This is a genomic window from Streptosporangium sp. NPDC006930 (genome assembly GCF_040635605.1).
Taxonomy (GTDB): Bacteria; Actinomycetota; Actinomycetes; order Streptosporangiales; family Streptosporangiaceae; genus Streptosporangium.
In genome coordinates this window covers 218,229-235,596 of sequence record NZ_JBEYID010000013.1, presented here as the reverse complement: position 1 = coordinate 235,596, position 17,368 = coordinate 218,229, and the positions used below count along the sequence as shown (strand labels likewise).

Annotated in this window: 19 protein-coding genes and 1 pseudogene; 10 read left to right on the top strand and 10 right to left on the bottom strand. The window is 64.5% G+C overall.

What is annotated here, in order from left to right; genetic code table 11:
- Positions 1–376 precede the first annotated feature (376 nt).
- A complete protein-coding gene (locus ABZ664_RS23570) occupies positions 377–1,180 on the top strand; it encodes a M15 family metallopeptidase (protein WP_362513643.1) in 804 nt (267 codons plus the stop codon).
- Positions 1,181–1,391: 211 nt separating this feature from the next.
- On the opposite strand, the gene ABZ664_RS23565 is transcribed toward ABZ664_RS23570, so the two are convergent.
- The gene (locus tag ABZ664_RS23565; protein WP_362513765.1) at positions 1,392–1,802 is read right to left on the bottom strand and encodes a VOC family protein; all 411 of its coding nucleotides are present in this window, start codon (positions 1,800–1,802) and stop codon (positions 1,392–1,394) included.
- Positions 1,803–1,886: 84 nt separating this feature from the next.
- Positions 1,887–2,498: pseudogene (locus ABZ664_RS23560) on the bottom strand (DUF4328 domain-containing protein); the annotation flags it as partial.
- Positions 2,499–2,657: 159 nt separating this feature from the next.
- On the opposite strand from ABZ664_RS23560, the gene ABZ664_RS23555 reads away from it, so the two are divergent.
- Positions 2,658–3,521 carry an NUDIX hydrolase gene (locus tag ABZ664_RS23555; protein WP_362513640.1) on the top strand — a complete coding sequence of 288 codons (864 nt, stop codon included), beginning with the start codon at positions 2,658–2,660 and terminating at the stop codon, positions 3,519–3,521.
- A gap of 9 nt (positions 3,522–3,530) precedes the next feature.
- Here the strand turns inward: ABZ664_RS23555 and ABZ664_RS23550 are convergent, their stop codons facing one another.
- Positions 3,531–4,343 carry a PrsW family glutamic-type intramembrane protease gene (locus ABZ664_RS23550; RefSeq protein WP_362513637.1) on the bottom strand — a complete coding sequence of 271 codons (813 nt, stop codon included), beginning with the start codon at positions 4,341–4,343 and terminating at the stop codon, positions 3,531–3,533.
- A 140-nt stretch (positions 4,344–4,483) separates the two neighbouring features.
- Here ABZ664_RS23550 and ABZ664_RS23545 point away from each other — a divergent pair, with 140 nt between their 5' ends.
- The 5 genes from ABZ664_RS23545 (at position 4,484) to ABZ664_RS23525 (ending at position 7,835) form a co-directional block, all read left to right on the top strand.
- Positions 4,484–5,251 (top strand): hypothetical protein, encoded by a 768-nt coding sequence (locus ABZ664_RS23545; protein ID WP_362513634.1) that lies wholly within the window; start codon positions 4,484–4,486, stop codon positions 5,249–5,251.
- A gap of 57 nt (positions 5,252–5,308) precedes the next feature.
- The gene (locus ABZ664_RS23540; RefSeq protein WP_362513631.1) at positions 5,309–5,731 is read left to right on the top strand and encodes a hypothetical protein; all 423 of its coding nucleotides are present in this window, start codon (positions 5,309–5,311) and stop codon (positions 5,729–5,731) included.
- A gap of 3 nt (positions 5,732–5,734) precedes the next feature.
- Positions 5,735–6,121: a hypothetical protein gene (locus ABZ664_RS23535; RefSeq protein ID WP_350942077.1), complete on the top strand. Its 387-nt coding sequence runs from the start codon at positions 5,735–5,737 to the stop codon at positions 6,119–6,121.
- A gap of 175 nt (positions 6,122–6,296) precedes the next feature.
- The gene (locus ABZ664_RS23530; protein ID WP_350942075.1) at positions 6,297–6,533 is read left to right on the top strand and encodes a hypothetical protein; all 237 of its coding nucleotides are present in this window, start codon (positions 6,297–6,299) and stop codon (positions 6,531–6,533) included.
- 402 nt (positions 6,534–6,935) lie between these two features.
- Entirely contained in the window at positions 6,936–7,835 is a 900-nt protein-coding gene (locus ABZ664_RS23525; RefSeq protein WP_362513625.1) for an integrase, read from the top strand.
- Here the strand turns inward: ABZ664_RS23525 and ABZ664_RS23520 are convergent.
- The gene (locus ABZ664_RS23520) at positions 7,811–8,584 is read right to left on the bottom strand and encodes a hypothetical protein (RefSeq protein ID WP_362513622.1); all 774 of its coding nucleotides are present in this window, start codon (positions 8,582–8,584) and stop codon (positions 7,811–7,813) included. The two genes, ABZ664_RS23525 and ABZ664_RS23520, sit on opposite strands and share 25 nt — an antisense overlap.
- A 450-nt stretch (positions 8,585–9,034) precedes the next feature.
- Complete coding sequence (locus ABZ664_RS23515) at positions 9,035–9,577, bottom strand: flavoprotein (RefSeq protein WP_362513617.1); 543 nt, start codon at positions 9,575–9,577, stop codon at positions 9,035–9,037.
- Between the two features lie 86 nt (positions 9,578–9,663).
- Between ABZ664_RS23515 and ABZ664_RS23510 the strand changes: the two genes are divergently transcribed.
- Positions 9,664–9,912, top strand: coding sequence for a cell division protein SepF (locus ABZ664_RS23510; protein ID WP_362513614.1), 249 nt, complete (start codon positions 9,664–9,666; stop codon positions 9,910–9,912).
- A gap of 177 nt (positions 9,913–10,089) precedes the next feature.
- On the opposite strand, the gene ABZ664_RS23505 is transcribed toward ABZ664_RS23510, so the two are convergent.
- Positions 10,090–10,488, bottom strand: a complete 399-nt coding sequence (locus ABZ664_RS23505) for a nuclear transport factor 2 family protein (protein ID WP_362513611.1) — start codon at positions 10,486–10,488, stop codon at positions 10,090–10,092.
- Positions 10,489–10,575: 87 nt separating this feature from the next.
- Here ABZ664_RS23505 and ABZ664_RS23500 point away from each other — a divergent pair, with 87 nt between their 5' ends.
- A complete protein-coding gene (locus ABZ664_RS23500; RefSeq protein ID WP_362513608.1) occupies positions 10,576–11,349 on the top strand; it encodes a helix-turn-helix transcriptional regulator in 774 nt (257 codons plus the stop codon).
- A gap of 264 nt (positions 11,350–11,613) precedes the next feature.
- Here the strand turns inward: ABZ664_RS23500 and ABZ664_RS23495 are convergent, their stop codons facing one another.
- From ABZ664_RS23495 to lepB, 3 genes are all read right to left on the bottom strand, one after another.
- Positions 11,614–12,210: a hypothetical protein gene (locus ABZ664_RS23495; protein ID WP_362513605.1), complete on the bottom strand. Its 597-nt coding sequence runs from the start codon at positions 12,208–12,210 to the stop codon at positions 11,614–11,616.
- 135 nt (positions 12,211–12,345) lie between these two features.
- The gene (locus tag ABZ664_RS23490) at positions 12,346–12,888 is read right to left on the bottom strand and encodes a hypothetical protein (RefSeq protein ID WP_362513602.1); all 543 of its coding nucleotides are present in this window, start codon (positions 12,886–12,888) and stop codon (positions 12,346–12,348) included.
- A gap of 230 nt (positions 12,889–13,118) precedes the next feature.
- Positions 13,119–14,000, bottom strand: coding sequence for a signal peptidase I (gene lepB, locus ABZ664_RS23485; protein WP_362513599.1), 882 nt, complete (start codon positions 13,998–14,000; stop codon positions 13,119–13,121).
- A 927-nt stretch (positions 14,001–14,927) separates the two neighbouring features.
- Here lepB and ABZ664_RS23480 point away from each other — a divergent pair.
- Entirely contained in the window at positions 14,928–15,167 is a 240-nt protein-coding gene (locus ABZ664_RS23480; protein WP_362513597.1) for a DUF4231 domain-containing protein, read from the top strand.
- 234 nt (positions 15,168–15,401) lie between these two features.
- On the opposite strand, the gene ABZ664_RS23475 is transcribed toward ABZ664_RS23480, so the two are convergent.
- Positions 15,402–16,691, bottom strand: a complete 1,290-nt coding sequence (locus ABZ664_RS23475; protein WP_362513594.1) for a RelA/SpoT domain-containing protein — start codon at positions 16,689–16,691, stop codon at positions 15,402–15,404.
- Between the last annotated feature and the right edge of the window lie 677 nt (positions 16,692–17,368).

Sequence of the window (17,368 nt, the reverse complement as noted above, 5' to 3'; positions counted from 1 at the left end):
CCACCGTGAGCCACGCGATCGGACAGCTCGCCGGACTCGCCGGACCGCCGGTGAGGACGAGCCGCCCGTCGAGCGGCTCGACGCCCGACTGGGGCCGACCGAGATCCTCGATGATTTCCGCGCTTCCCCGCGCGAGAGGAGCGGCGGCTTCTGTGAGAACGGCGCCGAGGTCGGTCCGGCGGCCTGGCGCGAGGCGAACACCCTGATCACGAAGAGCGCGCCGGGCGATACCGGGAGCCGGTGGCCGCCCGCGATCAGCGGCACGCCCCGGGCCGCCGGAGCCCACGGTCGGTCGCGGCCGCCTCCCAGCCCGGACAGGCCGATCATCTACAATGGTCCTTTGTCGCTTTTGTCTGTTTTTCTGAGGAGGCGGCACGTGTCAGGTTCCCGATTCATGATCCGTACGCGGGCCGCGCTCGCGGCGACCGTCGGCTGCCTGGCGGCGGCCTCGTGTGGTCCGGCCACCTCCCAGTCCGCCCCGGCCGCGCCCCCGGCCACCTCCGCGCCGATCTCGGCGTCCTCGCCCTCCTCCGGGGTGGCCACCCCCGAGCCGTCCGTCACGACGCCGACGGCCGGCCCGTCCACCACGGTGTCGCCGACTCCGTCGGGCCCGCCGGAGTTCGCCGCGAAGGTCTCCCGGATCGCCCGTGAGCGGCTCGAACACTCGTGGCGCCCCGGATGCCCGGTTCCGGTGGGCGACCTGCGGCTGATCACGATGACCTACTGGGGCTTCGACGACAAACCACACACCGGCGAGCTGGTCGTGAACAAGGACGTCACCGACGACATCGTCTCCGTCTTCCGTCGCCTGTACGACTGGCGCTGGCCGATCCGCAGGATGGAGCTCGTCGACGTCTACAAGGCCAGCGACTTCGCCTCCATCGAGGCCAATAACACCTCGGCCTTCAACTGCCGCCCCGTGGAGGGGACGAACAACTGGTCCAAGCACGCCTACGGCCGGGCGATCGACATCAACCCGCGCGAGAACCCGTACGTGTACGCCAACGGCTCGGTGGCGCACAAGAACGCCCGCGAGTTCGCCAAGCGCCCGCTGCGGGCTCCCGGAGTGATCAACCCGGGCGACCGCGTGGTCAGGGCCTTCGAGCAGAAGGGCTGGGAGTGGGGCGGCTCCTGGTCCGGTGCCAAGGACTACCAGCACTTCGCGAAGGGCGGGAGCTGAGGCACGGGGAGGTGCTCGCCCCGCGGCTGGAGCAGGGCGACCTGCCCATCCGGCACTGTCGGGGGACCGGGAGAAGCACTTGTCCGGCGGCGGTGCCGATACGAGTTCAGCCGTACGCCGGTGAGACGTCGACGAGAGCCGGGCTCAGTCGTACGCCGGTGAGACGTCGACGAGAGCCGGTCCTGGCACGTCGGCAAGAGCCCGGTCCGGGCTAGCCGTACGCCGGTGAGACGTCGGCGGGCTGGAACAGGTCCCAGCGGTTGCCGTACAGGTCCCGGAAGACGACGACCTGGCCGTACGGCTCGCTGCGCGGGGCCTCCTCGAAGACGACGCCCGCCGCCAGCAGGCGCTCGTAGTCGCGGGTGAAGTCGTCGGTGTGGAGGAACAGGCCGACCCTGCCACCGGTCTGGTCGCCGACCCTGGCCTCCTGCTCCGGCCCGTTGGCGCGTGCGAGCAGCAGCGCCGTCTCCCTGGCGCCGCGCGGGCGGACGGTCACCCAGCGTTTGCCGTCGCCCAGCGGCGTGTCCTCCAGGAGTTCGAAGCCGAGGACGTCGAGGTAGAAGCCGATGGCCTCGTCGTAGTCGCGTACGACGACGGTGGTGAGACCGAGATAGGACCCCACCGGTGGCCCGTGCCTCTTCAGGGGTCCTCCCCCCGCGGGCGGGCCGGCACGGGCGCTCTCCTGAAGGTTGGTGATCGTCAGGATGATCCGGGCGGCGAGCAGGCCCGCGACGAGCGGCAGCGGGACGCAGGCGACGAGGACGACGGTCTCCACAACGGTCATGCCCACGTACCCCAGGGGCACGGACGCCGCCTCCATCACCGTCCACGCCAGCCATGTCAGCCACCACGCCCAGACCAGACCCGAGCGGCGTCCCCGGTAGAGGTCGGTTCCCGGCCGCAGCCCGCCGGGCCTTGAGGTGGTCAGGATGTCGTCGACGAGCCCTTTGGGGACGAACAGGTTGACGAGGGGGGCGACCCATCCGAACACCAGGAACGGCGTGGCGTACCTGTGGAGGACACCGGGAGAGATCGCGTACGCGTTGGCCCGAGCACGGAACGACCAGCACACGAAGGCGATGCCCGCCGCCAGATGGAGGGCCAGGAAAAGAAGGAGAACCGGGGAGAGGAGCAACACGTACACGGCGTTCCACTCGTCGGCCGTCCGCCACGACCAGCCCTCCCGGTAGAGGAGCCGAATCACCGAGGTCCCCGCGGAGAAGACGGAGCTCAGCGCGATCAGGGTGAGGGCCACGGTCGCGAACGCGCGGACCGGCTGCAGGACGCGAACAGGTGCGAAACGCGCGCTCGGATACATGTGGGTCCTTCAACGAGGATCAAGACGGCAAGTATGCCGGATCACGACATGGCAGCATGAACGATTTTTACCTGCTGGTTGTCCCCTCCATCCCCGGCGTCTCCCTGATCGGCCAGGGGGCGGAGAGTTCTCAACCGTGTCCTGGGACATCATGAAGTCATGACGGCGAGGGACGGGGACGGTTGGGCCCGGTGCGATCTCGGGCACCGGCACTGGGGGGTGTACGGCGCGGCCGGTCTGCTCGCCGTCCACCACGACCCCATGGACGGGCCCCGCGTCCTGATGCAGAAGCGCTCCGCGTGGAGCCACCACGGCGGCACCTGGGGACTGCCGGGCGGTGCCCGCGACAGCCACGAGGACACGATCGAGACCGCGCTGCGCGAGGCCTTCGAGGAGGCCGCGCTGGACGGTACCGATCTGCGGGTCCAGGGCGTCTACCTCGACGACCACGGCGGCTGGTCCTTCGAAACCGTGATCGCCGAGGCTTCCGAGCTGCTGCGCGTGGTCCCCGCCAGCGCCGAGAGCGACGATCTGCGCTGGGTCCTCACCGAGGAGATCACCGCGAGGGAGCTCCACCCCGGCTTCGCCGCGACCTGGCCGGTCGTCGGCCTCGTGCTCACCCCCTCTCTCGTCGTCCTCGACGTCGCCAACATCGTGGGCGCCCGCGCGGAGCACGGCTGGTGGAGGGATCGCGCGGGGGCGGCGGCCAGACTGCTCACCGAGGTCGGCGCGAGCGCCGGCGACGGCCGGTTGACCGTACCCGGCCGTACGCCGACGCTGGCACGCTGGTTTCCCAGGCTGACCGCGATCGTTGAGGGAGCCGCCCGCGGCGTCGCCTCCGTACCCGGCGTCCGTGTGATCGCCGCGCCGGGGAGCGGGGACGACGCCGTCGTCCAGGCCGTACGGGATGCGCGGCCGTGGGAGCACGTCCTGGTCGTCACCGCCGACCGAGGACTGCGCGAGCGGGTCACGGAGCTGGGCGCCGAGGTCACAGGACCTCGGTGGCTACTGGCACAGCTCTGACCCCGTGGATCAGGCGCGGGACGGCTCCGGTTCCAGGGTCGGCACCGGTTTCAGATCTCGGGTGGCCCGGTGGAACAGCCAGTAGCTCGTCACGGCGGTGGCGATGAAGAACAGCCTCGCCGGCCGGGGGATGTCCAGGATGAGCAGGCCGTCGCCGAGCGAGTGGAGCATGGCCGCCGTGACGAAGGCGACGACGATGGGCAGGGCGACGACGGCGCGCCCCCGGACCTCCCAGACGCCGAAGGCCACCGCGCAGACCAGGCCCGTCCAGACGAGGTGGCTGAAGGGGGTGCTGAGGCCGCGCAGGAGAAGGACCGTGCCCGCGCCCATGGCACCGTCGTGGTTGGCGACGCTCTTCCATGCATAGGCCATCGACTCCATGATCGCGAATCCGGTCGCGCAGGCCAGGCCGAGCGCGACCCCCGCGGCCTTGGTGAGGTGACGGCCGGTGAGCGCGACCGCGAGGGGCGGGACGAGTTTCGCGGGTTCCTCGATCCAGCCGACCCGCAGGATCGAGGTGCTGTTCTTCTCGGAGATGAGAAGCGCGTCGAAGTAGCCGCCGAGCAGGAGCGCGACGCCCCCGCCGAACATGAACATGCTCGCCAGCGTCATGGCCGGCACGCTGGTGGCGATGTGGATACGGTCGTGGACGGCGAGCAGGAGCGCGATGGGCCCCGCCGCGGCCCCGTAGAAGAAGGCCGCGGGCAGGACGGCCTGGTTACCGGCCACCTGCATCATGGTGATGAGCGAGAAGGACAGAACGATCAGGGCGATCCACGCCTTGAACCATCGATGCCGGTAGAAGCGCAAATGGTCTCGCATGGTAGGTAATTTCCCAGTAGGTTTGCCCTAGATTCGGGCGATTTGTCGATGTTTACCTAAATGTCGACTCCAGCGCGATCACCGGACCGATGACGTGGTCAGCCGAGAGCTGCGAGCGTTATGATCACTTTTATCCGCTCTTGCCAGTCCCCCGGAGACCGCACGTGGGCTACCCGCCGCAGTACGGCCAGCCGCCCCGTGGCGAGACAGGACGAGGACTGGCCGCGATAGTCATCATGGCCATCGGGGTGGCCATCGGGGCCCTCATCACCGTTCTCACGGTGCTCAACCCGCCCTCGTCACCGCCGAGCACATCCCCGACGAGCAGCGGCGAGCACTCGGAGGTCTCGGTCCGCCAGGCCGTCCAGCCGGCACTCGACGCCTACAGCAGCGGGTTGTACGGCGACTTCTGGGACCTGTGGACCGTCGAGGCGCAGGGGCTGATCGCGCGGGAGGAGTATGTGAGGCTGTTCGAGATCTGCCCGCCGCTTCTGACGAACTCCCCGCTCACCATCTCCACCGTCACGATCACCGGCGACAGCGCCAGGGTCGAGGCGACCAGACCCAGCGAGACGACGGAGTTCGGCTTCACCTTCGAGAGCAGTGCGTGGCGGTACGAGCCGTCGCCCGAGGAGCGTCTCACCTACCAGGCGCCGGTCGACCAGATAGCCGCGCAGCGGCGGGCCCTGGGACTCTGCGGCGCGACCACCCCCACCCCCGGCGCGACCACCCCCACTGCTCCCACCACTCCTACGAACCCCGGTGATCCTTCCGTTCCTACGAATCCCGCCGATCCCTCGGTCCCCACGAACCCTGGCGATCCTTCCGTTCCCTCCGGCCCCACGAACCCCGGTGATCCTTCCGCTCCTACGAATCCCGACATTCAGCCGCCAGGGTTCCAGCAGTGATGACCTTTGATGCAGAAGTGCTGCCATAATCCGCAATTCGCAGCTACTGTCGAACTCATGGCCCACTCCATGCCGACATGGCGAGACGGCACAGGATCGGAAAAACCATCATCAAATGATCACGATGGCGCCAGACAAGAATCGGACTCGGTTCCGCTGTGGCTGGCGCACCTTCAGCTCAGAGAAGGGCAAAAGGAAATCAGCGCACCGGTTTCTGATACAGCTATCACCATAGAGCTGGATAAAGCAGATTATGAGGCGCTTTCCCGGAAGGCACGACTGACCGGAAACCGCGTCGCCGACGTGATCCACGCGGCCCTCCAGAGAGAGATCGGCAACAAACCCCACGTGATCACCCTGATGCGCCGCTGGAACCTGCATCGCGAAGACCTCGACACGGCGGCCGACTCCCTCGGGGTCGACCAGCTCTCCGAGGCGGAGTGGGGCCAGATCGGCATTCGTCGTTTCCGGAGGCGCTGAGCCATGCTTCCCGGTCGAGTGCTCGACGTGAGCGCACTGGTCGACATCGCGGTAGCGAAGACCGAATACTCCCGCAGCGTCGCGGCCATGTGTCTCTTCCGTGGCGGCGGGATATGCGTCCCGGCGACCAGTCTCGCGGCTGTCCTGTCCATCTCCCCGATCTCGACCCAGGTGGAGCTGTTCGAGCTCGTCACGACACCCGGCGTGAAGATCGACGACTTCACCCACGGGAAGGTCGGGGACATCGCGGAGATCCTCGACGGATCGCGCGACATCACGGCCGGACACGTCGTCTGGTGTGCCCGCGCCACCAAGTGGCCCATCCTCACCGATCGCGGGGCGGAGCTCGTCCAGTACGACCAGAACATCGAGATCGATCCCCTGCCCTGACCCGCTCCCCTGCCGGGTGAAGCGGCCGAGCGGCGCGCCGGTACGGCGGCCACCGCCGACCGTGCGACCCGACCCCGGGAGGGGCCTTACATTCATACCTTTTCAGTCAAAAATGATGCCAAATATCGTCATACGCACGATCGATTTTCTAGGCCGCGGCTTTCACACTGGAAGAGTGACATTCCAGATGAGGCGCATCAAATTGGAGATTCCTGACGGGCCGGAATACGACCAGGTGCGCGATATGCACGGTCACGCGGTCACGGTGTTCGCGTCCACGGAGATCAACGGCGAACGTTCCCTGAAAATCGGCAGCAGAACCCTGCTGCTGAGGAAGGTGGGCGAGGACGAGGACGAGGAGGGACCGCTGGACGTCTACCGGGCCGAGTCCATTTCCGAACCCTCGTACTGACATCCGCCCCCTTTGAGGGTCCATCTCCACCGAGGATCCCCCCTCTTCGATGGTCCGTCCCGCGCCCCGGATCCCGGTCGCCGCGTTCCGGTGTCCCATCCCCGGCGGCTCCGTGCCCTGGTTTTTCCGTGCCCGGCTCATCTGCCTCGCTCGTCCCCGCACCGGTGCGCCTGCCTCGAAGGACCGGTGACGCCCCGCCCCGGATCCATGACTCGCCGTACGGGACGCCCCGAAGGCCTGAAGATGTGCCACGGCGGTAAGCCGCGAAAGACGTCCCGCGCGGAGTGCGTGCGAGAGTACGCCGCAGACATCCCGCGCGGAGTGGGCGAGAGTACGCCCTTCCAACCGGGGAACTCGTGAGGGAAACGCGCACGCCCGTCCAGCACGAGGAGCTCCGACCCGATGCGCATCACCTTCGCCACCGAAGCGGCACCCGGCAGGCAGAACGCGGACGCCGACAAAACTACGGACACCACAGATATCACGGACACCCTGGACAGCACGGACAGCGAAGACAACGAGGACTTCTTCGGGGCGACCCCGGACGCCTTCGTCCTCCTCGACGGCGCCGGCACCCCCGCAGGAGCGGAGACCGGATGCGTTCACGGCGTCGGCTGGTACGTACGCTCCCTGGGCTCGACCCTCCTCGCGGGCATGACGCAGGACTCGGGAACGCTCACGGAGATACTCGCGAACGGCATAAAAGCCGTCGCCTCCCTCCACCACTTCCTCTGCGACCTCACCCATCCCGGATCGCCGTCCGCCACAGTGATCATGGTCCGTCGTATGGCGGGCAACCTGGACTTCCTCGTTCTGTCGGACTCCGTCCTCCTCCTGGACGTGGTCGGCGAGGAGGAGCCGACAGTCGTCTGTGACGACCGGGTGAACCGGATCGGCAGGGCGCATCGATCTGCCATGGACACCCTCGCCCACGGAAGCGCCGAGCACGTGACCGCGCGCCGGGAGTACGTGGAGACCATGCGGGACCACCGCAACCGCGAGGGCGGTTTCTGGATCGCCGCCGTCGACCCGCTCACCGCCGAGCGGTCGCTCACCGGCACGCTCCCCGCCGACCGGGTCCGGGCAGCCGCCCTGCTCAGCGACGGAGCCTCCCGGCTCGTCGACCTGTTCGAGCTGGCCACCTGGCGCGAGGCCCTCGACGTCCTCGAACATTCAGGACCCGGCGAGCTGATCCGCAGGGTCCGCGAGGCGGAGAACGCCGATTCCGACGGCTCCCGCCGGCCCCGAACGAAAACCCACGACGACGCGACGGCCGCCTACTGCCTGTTCGGCCGAGGGTGAGGATGCGGCTGAACGCCTCCCGGTGCGGTCTGACTGTCCCCGCGCGACGGGCGATCATCTGATGATCTTCCCCTGAGCGGCGAAGGACCGTCCAGGTGAAGGAAGAGTTCGTGCGCCGAACCGATGCTGGCGCGCAACGCCCGCTCCAGCTCATCGGCCTCACCCGCGAGATATCCGATCTCAGGCATGCCCAGGGCGTCGGCGCCCGACTCGACGAACAACTCCTCATAGCGCGGCAACCGTTCCACCAGCGCCTCGATCTGACCACGGGCCCGGTAGGCGCGTTCGGCGTCGGCGACATGAGCCGCGTAGCGCTCCAACGCCTCGACCTTCGCGATGACAGCGCTCTCACTGCCGGCGAGTACCCGCTCCAGCGGCTCCATCGCCGCCGCCACCTCCCGGGCGACCCCACCACGCACGAGATCGCGGTGTTCTCCACGCAGGGAGGACAGCTTGGCCAACAGGCGCGCGACCTCCCACTCCTGCGACGGCAGCATGACGGCGTTCCGTACGTCGTCAAGCAGCCTTTCGGCGTTGACACGCGATCGCAGGATGGAGTCGACCGCCGTCCGCGCCCGGCCGAGCAGGCGGCTCGCATCGGTGTCGAAGTCATCGGACAGAAGATAGGAATCCCGGTAGCGGTCCGCGAGAGCGTACAGTTCCCGTTCCGGAGTGGCGCTCTCCTCGGAATCCCCGGCGGCTCTGATCGCGAGGTGAAGGCAGTACGCGAGCATGATGAGCAGCAGCACTGCGAGCCAGGCTCCTCCTCCGAGGAAAAGCACCATCAGAAAGCCGACCCCCGCGAACATGCCACCGGCAGCCGGGAGATCTACGGACTTCCTTCGCGGAATCTCCGGTGGCCTCCAACCGGCCCGTATGCGCCCGAGCAGGGAGGGATTCGCGCGCAACAAATCCGCGATCTCCGAGGGCAGTCTGGGATCGACCACCACAAATGATCGCTGTCTTCCTGGTCCTTTCAGATACTCACCCCCTGTTCCACGGGTCATTGTAGGGTCCGAAAGTCGGAGTAGACGTGAGCCGGCCGATCGAAATCGGATAACTTCAGAAGAAGGCATGCGCCGCGAAAACCAGGGGTGATCTCGCATCACCCGATAATCGCGGACACGTAATGCCTTTCCAAGGCAGACCGATAATCCCCGGGATCGACGCGACCCATGGCATCGACTCTTCGCCCCGCGCTATGGGCGGCCGCCGCGTATCGGGCGAGGCCGTTTCCCTGAGATCTCCTGGAGAGCGAGGGCCCATTCGTCTCCGGTGTCGGTCGGGTCGGGTCCGGAAGGGCTGGGCAGGACGCGGACGCCTTCGGCCCTGAGGCTCTCGACGCTCCGGCGGAACGGCGCGCGCGTGGCGAGAGCGTCGTTGACGAAGGGGAGGACGACTACGGGGATGCCGAGACCGGGGGCCTCGGCGAGGAGGCCGAGGGCGTAGGTGTCGGCGATGCCATGGGCGAACTTGTTGACGGTGTTGTAGGTGGCGGGGGCGACGATGATCGCGTCGGCCCTGGGCGGCTTGGGCTCGTCCGGCCTTCGATATCGGCTGCGGACGGGACGCCCGGTCTGCCGTTCTAGGACGGGGACGTCGATGAAGTCCAGCGCGGACGGGGTCGCGACGACCTGGACGACCCAGCCCTCGTCCAGGGCGAGGGCGACGAGACGGCCGACGTCCCGGGCGGCGCCCGCCGCGCACACGATGACGTGGAGAAGCCTGCCGGACTCAGTCACGCGATCACTCCCGGGTACGCGACATATTCGCGGGTTCCAAGCAGAAGACACCTTGACGGGTGTGACGGACGGTGGAGACTTGTCCGGTGGTCAAAACACTACGTCCCCAGAACTACAACGAGGCGATCTACGTCGGACACTTCTTCCGTACGGGCATGCCCGTGGTGATGGATCTCAACGGGCTCACGGACGACGAGGCGAAACAGTTCGTCGACTTCGCCGCCGGCCTGGTGTTCGGCAGAGGCGGGGACATGGACCGGCTGTCCCCCAAGGTCTTCCTGCTGATGCCTCGCGAGGCGGGCAATCGAGTGCCGGCCGTCGAAAGGACACCGTAGGCCGGACAGTCTCACGGAGGCGCCTCGCCCCGGCCCGCCCACCCGGGAGCGCCGGGCGGTCGCTGTCGTCCCCTATCGCCCCTGGCGTGACGCGGAGATGTGCGCCCCACCCCGCTCAGCGCGAACGCGAGATCGTCACGGCGCGGGCAGTCGACCGGTATGCCGTACGGTCAGCGATCAGCGAATCTCCCACCACTTCAGGTTGGCGGCCGCGTGGGAGGTCGGCTCAATGATCTCCCACGCCTCGGTGATCAGACCGTCGTTGAGCCGCCAGATGTCGACGACCGTGATCTCCGGCCCTGCACCGGGCAGCCGACGCCGCGAATGCATCACGACGTGTTCGCCGTCCGCCAGCACGTGCTGGATCTCGACCTGCATACCGGCGAGCGGGACGAGCGCGGCACCCACGGCGGCCAGCCATTCCGGCTTCGTATGGAAGGTCGCGTCCGGCCGGTGGTGGAGGAAGTCGTCACTCAGCAACGGCGCGAGCGCGTCGACGTCGCCGGTCGCGACCAGTGCCGTCAGCGCCTGCTGGACGATGCTCTTGTTGTCATAAGCCATGTTCTGCGTAGTCATGGGCAGCAGTGTTTCCACCTCCGGGGTGGTTGTCGATGAAATCCCATTTCATGGCGTTCGGCTGTTCGATGAGTAGCATCGACGTTCATGTACACGGTGGGTGAACTGCTACGGCAGTGGCGACATCGCCGGCGACTCAGCCAGCTGGATCTCGCGATCGCCGCCGACGTGTCGGCTCGTCACGTCAGCCTGGTGGAGACCGGCAGGTCCCACCCGAGCGCCGAGATGATCCTGCGGCTGGCCGAGCAGCTCGACGTGCCGTTGCGTGAGCGCAACCGGCTGCTGCTGACTGCCGGCTTCGCGCCCCGCTATACCGAGCGACCGCTCGATCAGGAGGCGCTGTCAGCGGCCTGGGGCGCGATCGAACGGGTACTGCGCGCGCATGAGCCGTATCCGGCGCTGGCCGTCGATCGTCGGTGGAACATCGTGATGAGCAATCGCACCATCGACCCGTTCCTCGCCGGCGTCGCCCCCGACCTGCTGGCCCCGCCGATCAACATGGTGCGGCTGGGATTGGATCCGCGTGGGCTCGCTCCACACATCGTCAACCTGGCGCAGGTGCGTGCGCTACTGCGTATCCGGATCACACGACAGCTCGCCACGGCTCCCGACCCCGAGCTCACCGCACTCTACGAGGACCTCCTCGCCCCCCACTCTGAGGAAACGAGCAAACCGGTCGAGTCCGAGGTCGCCATCCCAATGATCTTCAACTTCGGTGGGCGGGAGCTGCGACTGTTCTCGACGACCACCACGTTCGGCACTCCGATGGACATCACCCTGGACGAGGTCGCGATCGAGTCGTACTACCCGGCGGACGCTGAGAGCGCCGCCTACTTCACCTCACCCGACATCGGCATGTAGTCTCGGCGCCTCCTCGGTTCGTCACGCAGATCATGAACGAGCCAGCCGGTCATGTCAGTCCAGCTCGATCCTGGGCTACACGACTCATCGGCTCTCAGAAAGTGGACTCGCGTGAGCTGGCCATACTTCTCATGGTGCCCTTCCCGGGAAACCCTCCGCCTCTGCCTGGTGGGCCGTACGGCAACGCGTCGGGGCAACGCACGGCGACAGTGTCTGGAACTCTACGGATCACCCGATGCACCGATCAGAAGATCAATCTGACGTCTATTCCACCCACCACCAACCATCTCCAAGATCGTGCGTGGCACTGCCGAGGTCACCGCTCGCCGTCTGGATCGTCGTACCTCGACCATCGGAACCCGGTATGTAGGCGACGCCCCTGCCGGTCTCTGCCCGCCAATCTTCGAATACCGGCAGGTAGAGAGTGTCGCCTTGTGGCCGTACCTGACCGTCTATCGACAGGTACTCCATCCACCCGGGCACAGTGAGCGGCCGGTGATTGCCGTGGTCGACGGCGAGTTGGGCGAATGCGGCTTGGTGCGACCAGATCAGGCTCTCCGCGTACAGAGCTTCCCAGTCAGCGGTCCTGGCCACCGCTCCGACGCCGAGAGTGAGCAACAGCGCAGCGACACATCGGCCGTAGTCCCTGAGGGACAGATAGCTCATCACCACCGCGGTCGACCGACTGATCACCCACAACCAGGACGCCATGATCGCAAGCCAAGCGAACAACCAGGACACCCTGAACACAGGGATCCAGAAGTACTCCAGCGCTAACAGCACGAACCATGCGAGTACCACCTTGAGCACCGGTCGGCTCGCGGGCCTCTTCTCACTGGGTTCACCGAACTCGGTCGACACGGCTGAAGTCTTCTGTAGCAGCGAATGGCCAGGCCATGTCTGGCCAGATAATTTCACACTGCTTGCACCGTTTCTCTCCACACAGCAGGTCTCACCCCTGGCAGCCCGGTCGTAGAAGAAGCTCTTGGGAACGAGCTACGAGGCAAGCAGATCGAAATGAAAACCGACGATCAGTAGTGCGGCCGCCACGATACGGATGTGAACCGCGCGAGGATGCGTGAAGATCATGGGCAGCTTCGCGCACACCTTGTCGATGACAAGTACGGTTCCAGCTACAGCCAGGGGGAGCAGAAAGCACAGCGCGGCGATGGCGACAACCCTGAGGAGGCCGACGAGCACATCCAAGCCGGAGACAGCGACCGGTACGGGAATGTCAATGCTCCATACGATGTCCCATATGGCGACCCAGCCGAACGCCATGACAAACGAGGCGACCGAAAACGAATAGATCAACGCGCGGCTCCAGAGAGCCTGAACGAGGGCGTGTAGCCGATCTGCGAACGACGTGAGACGCTCGGGACCCGCGATGTCGAGCAGGATCGTCATACCACTGACGAAGGCCGCGATTTTTCCGGCCCTGCCCCACCAGATCATCGGCAGGCCGAACATGCCGTTTCCCAAGGTGGACTTACCGTCCAGCCACATCTGCCAAGCCTCGAAATAGCCGATGTCCGCCACGATTGGAGCGTATGACCCGACTTACCGCCTGACCAGTACCTCGCTCCGACGCACTCGAAGTCGGAAGCAGAAAGGTACGGCTAATAAAAGGGAGACTGAGGCACGGATGACTTATATGTCCGAATGATCCCAAAGATCCCTAGGAGCATTCGGAACCGGTTTCCCTGCCGATCCCAAAAGCCCGGCTGCCCGGATCCGCCTAAGTCAACCTCCCTCTATCCCCGTGCCCCTCACTCAACGGCGGCAAGGTCCACGATCGCGATGACGCTGGACACCGGAATCATGGCATCCTCCTGCTTTTTACTCGGGTCGAGAAAGTGGCTGCGCGAATCGAGAGAAACGTGCCGGTTATCTCCTTGCACCCAAACACGCCCTTCGGGAACGACCACTGGGCCGAAGGCAAGGCGAGAAGCGGGAAGCTCCTTGATGTAGGACTCCTCCAAGGGGTATCCGTTCAAAGTCATTCGTCCTTTGCCATCGCAACACTCCACAGCAACCCCTGGAACCCCGATGACTCGCGAGACGCGTACCCCCTTATCATCCCAATTCTCGGGGGTCTCGAAAAGGATGATGTCACCGAGCTTCGGAACGTATCGCCCTCCGATATGGGTCACCGTTATGTGACTGCCTGCTTTTATCGTAGGTTCCATGACTTCACTTGGGACGCCATACTTCTTCTTTTCCGCCACACTGTCGACAAGGCCGCATCCGCCGAGCAGCGGCAGAATTACAGCCAAAAACAGAGCATGCGACACGTAGTATTTCATCACGAAATTATAGACACCGGTGTGCGCTAATGAGACATATCTGAGGATTATCCCGTGCAGTTCTCCGACCCCGCAGGAGGTCCGTGGCCTCTGGTAGAGAGACGGGCTGGAGACCGGCTGCGTGTCGTTCATGGCATACACCGAACGCACCCGGGCGGCGATAAGCCGGTGAGCCGTGACCAGAAGACCCCGGTCCGTCCCGGTGTTCTCACGCCGGGCCTCGCTCGCCAACCTCAATACCTGGGGATGCTCCCAGTCCAGAATGGGCGTCGCCGCCAACTCGCCCTCGCCCGTTCCCTGGTGGGCGGCGCGACGACGCCGTAAGGGCGAGAAGACCAGCTTCATTTCATGATCGTATATGTGGCTTGCGGCGCATCAGGTGGGACCTGCGAAGTGCGCCGACTTCTTCCGCCGTCCGCCGCCTCACTGTTTGGCATAACTTGCAGGTACAGGCCATAACCTGGTCGGCAGGGTACGCCCCGACGTGAGCCTGATCCCGGCGTCGGCAAGCTTCGCTGAACAGGACATCGAGGCCAACCACCTGGGAAACGCGACCACCATCATTCCGCGAACACCGGCCGAGAGCCGCTCACGGTGACCTACGGCTGCATACCCTGGAAACGATCAACGGCGCCTGCTCCGAGGGAAGTCCCTGGTCAGACGCCGTTTTCCGAGCTGAGCGGAGAGCGTGGGATTCGAACCCACGAGACCGGTCACCCGGCCTAGCGGTTTTCAAGAGGGCTGCGTTTCGAGCGACGACAGTGCCTCTGACCAGTATAGAAGCATCTTTGCGGGCTCCTATCACAGAAGATCATCCCGCACATATCCCATCAGATCTGCGTGAGCTGCCTTACGCCGAACCACGACCATCGGATTAGAAGTGGAGCGTTGTTCGTACGCCGGACGACAGGCTGACCTGCGGTTAAGGCATCCGATGTTCCCGGGTGCGGTATCCGCGTTCCGCGCATTTTCCGGATCTTGATTGATGCGCCACATGATCAAAAAGGCGCCGTAGAACCCAAACCGCATTAGCAGCTCGGATCTCGACCGTCTCGATCAGTTCAAGCTGGACCAACACGGCCCAGCGGCCAAGGTTGAACGGGCTGGTACGGCGGTGAACTGCAACCCACTACGAGTACAGGCAAGCCGCTCATCCTGGGGACACTCCTGGGAACGTCGCCACGACTCCTGTACGCCCCTCCAGTTGGTGCAGGTGAAGGGCTTGGACAGTTGAGGCAGGGCATGAGAGAAAGATGGATCATGTCCGCCAGAATGCCTGACGATCCTTGGGACGCGCCGGATCCCGCGCTCGCCTACGCGCTGCGGCAGCAGAACTGGTACTCCGCACATCGAGATCGGGCACGGCGGTTGCACTGGGGCTCCGAGGTACTCATCCTGCTGACGACGGCCGCCGCCACGCTGGCAGCCGCTCTCCAGGCGCCGGCATGGGTGACCGCGGGTATGGGCGCAGTTGCGCTGATCTTCGCCGGTCTGCGGAGAATCTTCGACTAGCACGAGAACTGGTTGTCCTTTTCGAGCGCGTGGGCGGAACTCGGACGCGTGATCCATACCTACCGTCTCTTACCGGAATAGCGCCGGGGCGAAGCGGAGAAATCAGAGTTGGTGCGGCAGGTCGATGACATCGTCATGGGCGAAGCGACGGCATGGACGGCGCGTCGGAGAACCATGAGGGATGGTGAGCAGACTTCCTAGGGGGCTGCAACCTGGTCCGTGTCTAAGCAAGTCTTAGTCTTCTTGCTTCTTGCGATCCTCGCTAGCAAGCTTGGCAGCTCGCTCCTGAATCTCTCTCTTTATCGCATCGAGACGTTGTGATGCTTCAGCCAGGACGGCTGCTTCTATGGGCTCTACTCCGTGCACTGCGTAGCTTCTTAGGCGCCGCAGCTGGTCAAACTCTCGCATCATGTTGGGAGGAAGCACCCTCGCGCGCGTGAACAACGCAGAGGTTGGCATGGCTGGCTGGCGAACCTCAAGTGGTACAGCAAGCTCCCGAGCCAGGCGCTCAAGGTCAATCCAGTGATCCAGGAAAATGCCCAACTGGCGATGGTATTCCTGACGGTCGGAGGCATCTTCTGGGACCGCGGATCCGTATTTCGCCTGCAGTACTCTATACAATTCGTAGCGAGTAGGGTCTTCTGCTAGTAGAGCATCGCTGATCTGCTCCGCAAGTGGTCGTTCCTCAAGATTCCCGTGCAGTGCTTCTACGTAGCGGGCGAGGTACTGGGAGGTGTTAAGGCCCAAGCGAGCAGTGAATTCGAAGAGCAGATCAACACGCCCTAGGCCGGACTCGCTGATCGGATCTTCTGTTTTATCCGTTGCGAGGCGTATCAGATGAGCTGCAAGCTCATAGTGGTTCGCGAACGGTTGGCCATCTACCGTGACCCTGGCTTCACCCGCTTTCTGCAGCATTTCCAGGGCGATCTCACCAGAGATCACTAGGCCGTTAAGCTGATCTAGAATGGCGTGCTCGGTGTCGGACAGCTCTCCTGCTAGCGGTTTATAGATCAGATCGTGCTCTACCTCCGACCAGGCGTGCATTAATATAGATGCTACTTGTATCTCGATCCTGGCTCGCGCATATCGCTTGTCCGGCTCGCTCAGATGGCGCTCCTTGAGTTGCACTCTATAGTGGAGAGCCGAATAACCAGTAAAGCGCTTACCCTTAGTGTTGGCATCGGGTGATGGAAACTCTTTCTTCTCTTGTACGTCAAACAGTCTGTTGATCACTCCATCAACTTGGGTCCGTTCCGCCGGAAAATAAAGCGCAACGCGTACGCCTGTCAAATCAACGATGTCATCGTAGATATCGTCGACGGAGTTGTATCTACCATCGGCCGTGTGTCGCTGGACGCATTTAGCTCGAAGACGTGAGACTGATTTAGCTCTGTGGGTGACGATAGATCGAATTCCTGCCGCTTGGAGTGTTGTCTCAAGCTCTTGAGCTGCGATGCGCCCCACTTGTGCATAGAAGTCATACTCCTTGGTGTATCGGTTGATGAACTCCTCGATGAAATCCATAACTACTGGCCCGCCTATACTTAAGCAACTTGCATGTGCTGGTGTCTGCCACGGGGGAACTCGTCTCGCTGGGCAAATGCAGTCCGATGAAAGGTGGCCTCGCCAGAAGTGATCGAGGCCAGACAGCAAGCCCTGTAATGCCTTAGTAGGCAGAGTAAGGGATGTCTTGATGTTCTGATGCCCAGACGCGAAGAACCTGAAGGAGGTTCCTCAAGCGTGCGCAGGGCTACACAGGTTGAATTCGTAGAGTCGGTCATGTCGAGGGTGATCCCGGTCTGTGCCAGGCAGCCGGTGAGCAGATATGGCCGGTACTGGATCTTCTTCAGCTTGCGTTTCACGATACGGACGAGTTTAGGCAGGTCGGCGGCAGCGATCAGCCACGCAGGGTCCTATTCGATGAGCGTCCACCCCCGGCTCTGGGCTCTGATCAACTCTCGGCTGAGGCCACGTGTCTTAGGGTCCTGTTCCGCGATCATTCGTAGGATGCGAGTCGCCTGCCCAACTCGCTCGACGATCGCCGCGATGACATCGATCGTCTCTCCCTGCTGGTCGGTGTACGACTCGAAGCCTGGTTCAGGCTGAAAACATCCCCACCAATCGAGCAGGACACAAAGGGCAGCCTGCCTCGGCGGCCCTGGATGCTTGACGATGACCTCCAGCAACACGTCGGTTCCTAC

Bases quoted from the DNA above. Each gene is read 5' to 3' on its own strand.
- lepB (WP_362513599.1), bottom strand. From the start codon at position 14,000: ATGAAGCTGGTCTTCTCGCCCTTACGGCGTCGTCGCGCCGCCCACCAG.
- ABZ664_RS23555 (WP_362513640.1), top strand. From the start codon at position 2,658: ATGACGGCGAGGGACGGGGACGGTTGGGCCCGGTGCGATCTCGGGCAC.
- ABZ664_RS23535 (WP_350942077.1), top strand. From the start codon at position 5,735: ATGCTTCCCGGTCGAGTGCTCGACGTGAGCGCACTGGTCGACATCGCG.
- ABZ664_RS23480 (WP_362513597.1), top strand. From the start codon at position 14,928: ATGCCTGACGATCCTTGGGACGCGCCGGATCCCGCGCTCGCCTACGCG.
- ABZ664_RS23540 (WP_362513631.1), top strand. From the start codon at position 5,309: ATGGCCCACTCCATGCCGACATGGCGAGACGGCACAGGATCGGAAAAA.
- ABZ664_RS23550 (WP_362513637.1), bottom strand. From the start codon at position 4,343: ATGCGAGACCATTTGCGCTTCTACCGGCATCGATGGTTCAAGGCGTGG.
- ABZ664_RS23500 (WP_362513608.1), top strand. From the start codon at position 10,576: ATGTACACGGTGGGTGAACTGCTACGGCAGTGGCGACATCGCCGGCGA.
- ABZ664_RS23475 (WP_362513594.1), bottom strand. From the start codon at position 16,691: ATGGATTTCATCGAGGAGTTCATCAACCGATACACCAAGGAGTATGAC.
- ABZ664_RS23505 (WP_362513611.1), bottom strand. From the start codon at position 10,488: ATGACTACGCAGAACATGGCTTATGACAACAAGAGCATCGTCCAGCAG.
- ABZ664_RS23525 (WP_362513625.1), top strand. From the start codon at position 6,936: ATGCGCATCACCTTCGCCACCGAAGCGGCACCCGGCAGGCAGAACGCG.